The sequence below is a fragment of the Ruminococcus sp. CAG:57 genome (genome assembly GCF_000435935.1).
Lineage (GTDB): Bacteria > Bacillota > Clostridia > Oscillospirales > Ruminococcaceae > Hominimerdicola > Hominimerdicola aceti.
Genome location: NZ_FR890746.1, coordinates 1,914 through 7,396, shown reverse-complemented (window position 1 = coordinate 7,396; position 5,483 = coordinate 1,914). Strand labels below are relative to the sequence as shown.

Here is a 5,483-nt window from a genome sequence, read left to right as displayed (position 1 = left end):
GGAATATACGATAATCACCCGCCCCTGTACTGAAAAAACACAGTACAGGGGCGGCTGTTTTTTTCACCTCTTCCTCAAAAACTCAATAACACTAAACTTGTAAATCCTCCACCTGCTGCCTATCTTGAAACCCTCTATCTCCCCTGTTTTAAGATAACGAAGCATAGAGTTTTTGCCTATCTTTAAAAGCTGCTGACATTCTTTAGCGGTAAGTATATCGGGGATATTGTCAAACATAATTTATCATTCCTTTCAAAAAAATATCGGTTTATCTTAATGTTCTGCGGTTTAGTACGGCACTTTTCGGAAACTTGATCTTTACAAATATACATCATCTTTATGAAGTAACGCAAATGCGGAAAGGAGGGCGTTACGATGAACAAAGCTAAAGTTATACTCGTGCTTGTGGGCAGCGTGCTGGTGGAGATAGCGCAGGAGATCATCACCTACATCGCAGAAAAGGACGAGTGAACACCATAGGCAGGCCTCGGGTCTGCCTTTAATTTTTGTATTTTGTAAAGGAGTTTTAAAATGAGCGAACTTACCCATTGCAGCATTTGCGGCTGCGCTTTAGAGGACGAGGCGGAATGCTATGAAGTCGAAAACGAGATACTTTGTCAGGATTGCTACGATAACGAAACTGTGGTATGCGACCATTGCGGCGAACGCTGTATCGAACAGAATACCGTGAGCGATGAGAATACTATCCTCTGTACAGATTGCTATGATAATCATTACTACCGCTGTTCAAACTGCGAAACTATCGTGCATTCCGACGATACGTACTGGCGCGGCGATAACGCCTATTGCCGTGAATGTTATGACGATTGCTGTGACAGCGGCGACTACATAAACGATTATTACTACAAGCCTAAGCCAGTGTTCTACAAACTGCCGAAAGAAGACAACGTGCGTTTTTACGGCGTTGAACTAGAGATAGACGGTGCAGGAAGATATGATGATAATGCGGAGAAGATATATGATACAGCTAATGTTCAGAACGAAGTGCTTTACATAAAGTCTGACGGCTCGCTGGATGAGGTAATGGAACTTGTCAGCCACCCTTGCTCAATAGATTTTCATCGAAAGAAATTCCCGTGGGAGGATATTGTGAGAAAAGCGCTTTCCCTTGGCTACCGTTCGCATAATACGTCTACCTGCGGACTTCACGTCCATATAGGCCGAAAGCAGCTTGGATATTCCTACGAGGAACAGGAAGAAGTCATAAGCAGAATAATGTTCTTTTTCGAGAGCCATTGGAACGAGCTTTTCAAGTTCTCACGGCGTACTGCATACAGCGTTGACCGCTGGGCGGCAAGACACGGCTACAATGACAAGCCGAAAGAGATACTTGAAAAGGCAAAGAAAAGCACTAAGGGCAGACATGCCTGTGTGAACATAACAAATGCTGATACTGTGGAGATAAGGCTGTTCAGGGGCACTCTAAAATTCAACAGCTTTATAGCGACGCTTGAACTTGTAGACAGCATATGCCAAAACGCAGTATGCCTTAATGATGATGATATGAACAAGCAATCCTGGGCGGATTTTGTTCTTAGCATAAAGCCTGAATATACAGAGCTTATCAGGTATCTGAAAGAGAAAAGGCTCTATGTTAACGAGCCTGTCAGCGAGGAGGATTAACTATGTGTGCGATATTTGGATTTGTAAATTACAGACGTTCGCTCAGCAGGAGCGAGATGAAAGAACTTATCAACAGATTATCCGTTGAGTCTGAGGTAAGGGGCAAGGATGCAACGGGAATAGCGTATGTGAAACACGGCGAGCTTAAAGTGTTCAAGAGGGCAAAACCTGCTCACAAGGTAAGGCTTTATGTGCCTGAGGACACAGTTATCCTCACAGGTCATACGAGAATGACTACCCAAGGCGACGCTAGGTACATTTACAATAACCACCCGTTCACAGGCAAAACTGCGGACGGGTCTTTTGCTTTATGTCACAACGGTGTGCTTTACAATGACAGCCAGCTTGCAAAGTCTGAACATCTGCCGAAAAGCAAGATAGAAACTGACAGCTACGTTGCCGCACAGCTTATTGAGAAATACGGCAGACTTGACTTCAAGACTATAGCAAAGATGTCAGAGGCAGTAGAAGGCTCTTTCGTATTCACGATACTTAGCGACAAGAATAAGCTTTTCATAGCAAAGGGCGACAATCCGCTTTGCCTTATCCATTACAAGCAATTAGGACTGTATGTTTACACGTCCACCGAGGACATTATGAAGAACGTGCTGAAAGGCAGTTTCCTTGAAAAGCTGCCGTTTGAAGTGATAAAGGTCACGGAAGGCGAGATCATAAGCATTGACAAGCGTGGGCGTTTTGAGAAAAGCAGCTTTGTACCGAACGAATTTTGCTATGGCTGGAACTATTATGGATACAGAAAGCCCGCTTATGACGATGATGAACTTTTTGATATATGCGGAATGTTCGGGGTATCGCAGGAAGATCTTATGCTGCTTTACGATATGGGTTACACGGATGAAGAGATAGAGGGTATGCTTTGCGACAGGAGTATGTTGAGGGAGTGTATCGAGGAGGCTAGGGTGCTGGTGGGGGAATATTATTAGGAGGTATTTTATGGCATACACATTCAGCGGAAGCAGATACGTCACAAGCGGCGTGGCAGAAAACTTCCCTATTGAATTGCAAGTGGCGTTATTTTCAGCCGTAGAGCAAATGCGAGAAAAGGTCAGCGGACAGCTTGATTATCTGCAAATTTTCGAGATAGTGACAGAGGTCAAAGGGCAGAAAAAATTCCTGCACATTTATCATATGCAGGAATGCTCCGAGGCTAAGCTTGAATATTTCATACCGACCGACGTGGAGGTAAACGGCAGGGCGTATATGATCGACGATGTGGATCATATTACGCTGCTGTTGGCGGAGGAGTATTGAGTTGAAAAGGAATCACAGCTTTCGAGGGGGCTGTGATTTTTTTGCCCTGAACTCACCTCTCCTGTACCTATTTACCTTATAATCATGCTTCAAAGTGTCGGTCTTGTCTATGTGGCAGACGTACAAATTTACCTTTTCCCCTTTCACCGCCTATTCCCATTAGCCAGATCGTTAACAATATCAGCAATGTTCTCCAGCTGCCTTTTGTTGAGCTTTTTCAGGTCAGAGATAAGCTTACTTAGCTCTTTTGGCTGCTCGGCGTCGGCATCGAAAAACTCCTGCGGCGTAATGTCCAGATACTCGCAGATATAAAAGAAAGAGGTCATAGAGGGCAGGGCTTTTCCTGTTTCGATATTGTTTATATACCCTGCGTTCTGTCCAATAGATAAGCTCATATCCCTTGCGGAAACACCTTTCTGTGTGCGAAGTTTTGAGAGCCTCAAAGCAAAATTATTGTCATACATGAATTTGTTTTCGTACATTATTTGCACCCCCATATATAATATTTTATCCTATATCATTATGCATTATGTCGGAATTTTTCCTATAAAGGGGTTGAAATATGTGAAATAATATGATATAATGATGTAAAGTATTTGAAATAATGCGATATTTGTATAAGAAGCGGATTGTGTCATGTTTTTTGTTAAAATAAAAAAATATCTTACGAAAACGTTATACTAAGCAGCCAGCTTAACAAAAGTGAAAAAGAATGTGTTATAATTAACATACAAAAACGTATTATTATGTCAGTTATAGCTGATAATTGACAAATCAATAAGGAAAAGGAGTTTTTGACATGAACGAAAACATCAACAAGAAATTTGACGTAAAAAACTTTGACTATGATAAGTGCTATGAAGAAGTAAAGGAAAATGCTTCAAAAAATATCAATATCATAGTGTGCGGAGCTACCGGCGTTGGCAAAAGCAGCCTTATAAACGACTTCTTCGAGTTTGATAAGGATAGCGCCGCGCCTGTCGGAAGCAGCGGAAAGCCGCAGACAAGGGGCATACACGAGTATCATTCAAAGAGCATTACCCTGTTCGACACTGAAGGCTACGAGGTAGAAAGCTCGTCTACGCCGGAAAACAGCGCTTTTTACAAAAATATAATAGATCTTATCGACGAACGCAAAAATAATTATCCTGCGGATTTGGGTATGCACATCCACGAGGTTTGGTACTGCATAAATAACCGCTTCATGGATCTCGATGAAAGGCTGATAAAAGACATACAGGCGAGAAATATCCCCGTGTGCGTTATTATTACAAAGGTGGATAATCTTGACGAGAACGAAGTCGCTCAGATAAAGGACGCTGTCGGCGATGCCGGAAAACGCAATAGGATAAACGGCGTTGAGGTGTTTACCTATTCTACTAACAGCGATCTTGGCGACGAGTATGTGCAGAAATCTGAGATAAACAGCTGGGCACATCATAATCTTGACGATTACCTCAGAGAAAGCTTTATCCCGTCGCTCAAAAAAGCGCAGGGTCAAATGGCAGAAATGATGATAAAGCACAAGATACCGAAATACGCGGCTTTAGCCGCAGGTATTGTTACGGCTACATCATTTGTACCCGTGCCACTTTCCGATTCGGTACCGCTTATGGGCATACAGGTAAAAATGGCGATGGATATTTTAAGCTGCTACGGAATAGATAATGATATGAAGGGCGCTGTGAAAAATTTAGCCGGAGCGGGCTTCGTTTCTTATATAGGAAAAACGCTGGCTTCTCAGCTGCTTTCGGTGATCCCATTTGTCGGCGGCGCGGCGAAAGCCACGGTAAATGTTTCAGTGGCAACTACTGTTACGGCTACCCTCGGCGTTGCGATAACGAAGATCTGCGAGGAATACACTAAAGCCTGCATAGAGAACGGCGGCTCGAAAGACCTTATGATCACCAAAATTTCCGACTACTTTACTGTTGAAAATCTGAAAAAGGTAATGAAAGAGATCAGCAAGGGCAAGGATCAGAAAATTGTAGAGAGAATAGTAAAAGCTGTAGTTGATATGTTCAAGGATACGAAAAAAGGAGCAAGAAAATAATGGAAGGCGACAAGATAAAAACTAATATACTGATAGCCGGCAAATCGGGCGTTGGCAAAAGCAGTCTGCTGAATTACATATTTGGCGAAGAGGTCGCGGAGACGGGTGCGGGAAAGCCCGTAACGGCGGAGGGCCTGCACGAATATTCTTTCGAGCTGAAAGATAACGACCGAATATCTTTTTCGATATGCGACAGCTGGGGTCTTGAACCCGATAAAGCGGACGAATGGCACAAGCAGATAATCGAAAAGGTAGCAGAATACGACAAGCACTCTATCAATGAATGGTTCAGCACCATAATCTACTGCCTTAGCGCCGACTCTGACAGAGTGGAAGATTTTGAGATAAGCATAATAAACAACCTTATAGCTGAGAAAAACAACGTAAACGTTGTGATAACCCACTGCAAATCTGAGAACGACGACAGAGCGGAGCGCATGAAAAGGCGCATAGTTGAAGACGGCGGCGTTTCGGCTGACTCGGTGATATTTGTAAACAACTATGAGAAAAAGCT

General features: G+C 43.2%; 7 protein-coding genes. 5 read left to right on the top strand and 2 right to left on the bottom strand.

The features are described from left to right. Window positions 1-63 precede the first annotated feature (63 nt). A complete protein-coding gene (locus QVO88_RS07840) occupies window positions 64-237 on the bottom strand; it encodes a helix-turn-helix domain-containing protein (RefSeq protein WP_022287944.1) in 174 nt (57 codons plus the stop codon). 294 nt (window positions 238-531) lie between these two features. On the opposite strand from QVO88_RS07840, the gene QVO88_RS07835 reads away from it, so the two are divergent. Genes QVO88_RS07835 through QVO88_RS07825 form a run of 3 tightly spaced genes read left to right on the top strand, consistent with a single transcriptional unit; the run spans window position 532 to window position 2,916 of the window. Further along, a complete protein-coding gene (locus QVO88_RS07835; RefSeq protein WP_022287942.1) occupies window positions 532-1,644 on the top strand; it encodes an lIM zinc-binding protein in 1,113 nt (370 codons plus the stop codon). Between the two features lie 2 nt (window positions 1,645-1,646). Further along, entirely contained in the window at window positions 1,647-2,588 is a 942-nt protein-coding gene (locus QVO88_RS07830) for a glutamine amidotransferase (protein ID WP_022287941.1), read from the top strand. 10 nt (window positions 2,589-2,598) lie between these two features. Beyond that, window positions 2,599-2,916, top strand: coding sequence for a DUF960 domain-containing protein (locus QVO88_RS07825; RefSeq protein ID WP_022287940.1), 318 nt, complete (start codon window positions 2,599-2,601; stop codon window positions 2,914-2,916). Between the two features lie 143 nt (window positions 2,917-3,059). Here the strand turns inward: QVO88_RS07825 and QVO88_RS07820 are convergent, their stop codons facing one another. Next, window positions 3,060-3,380 carry a helix-turn-helix domain-containing protein gene (locus QVO88_RS07820; RefSeq protein WP_118054467.1) on the bottom strand — a complete coding sequence of 107 codons (321 nt, stop codon included), beginning with the start codon at window positions 3,378-3,380 and terminating at the stop codon, window positions 3,060-3,062. A gap of 335 nt (window positions 3,381-3,715) precedes the next feature. Here QVO88_RS07820 and QVO88_RS07815 point away from each other — a divergent pair, with 335 nt between their 5' ends. Both QVO88_RS07815 and QVO88_RS07810 read left to right on the top strand, forming a co-directional pair. After that, window positions 3,716-4,969 (top strand): GTPase, encoded by a 1,254-nt coding sequence (locus QVO88_RS07815; protein WP_022287938.1) that lies wholly within the window; start codon window positions 3,716-3,718, stop codon window positions 4,967-4,969. Continuing rightward, window positions 4,969-5,483 (top strand): GTPase (locus QVO88_RS07810; RefSeq protein WP_288177892.1); only part of this gene is annotated, 515 nt, incomplete at its 3' end. The genes QVO88_RS07815 and QVO88_RS07810, both read left to right, overlap by 1 nt.

Bases quoted from the DNA above. Each gene is read 5' to 3' on its own strand.
- QVO88_RS07820 (WP_118054467.1), bottom strand. From the start codon at position 3,380: ATGTATGACAATAATTTTGCTTTGAGGCTCTCAAAACTTCGCACACAG.
- QVO88_RS07825 (WP_022287940.1), top strand. From the start codon at position 2,599: ATGGCATACACATTCAGCGGAAGCAGATACGTCACAAGCGGCGTGGCA.
- QVO88_RS07840 (WP_022287944.1), bottom strand. From the start codon at position 237: ATGTTTGACAATATCCCCGATATACTTACCGCTAAAGAATGTCAGCAG.
- QVO88_RS07835 (WP_022287942.1), top strand. From the start codon at position 532: ATGAGCGAACTTACCCATTGCAGCATTTGCGGCTGCGCTTTAGAGGAC.
- QVO88_RS07815 (WP_022287938.1), top strand. From the start codon at position 3,716: ATGAACGAAAACATCAACAAGAAATTTGACGTAAAAAACTTTGACTAT.
- QVO88_RS07830 (WP_022287941.1), top strand. From the start codon at position 1,647: ATGTGTGCGATATTTGGATTTGTAAATTACAGACGTTCGCTCAGCAGG.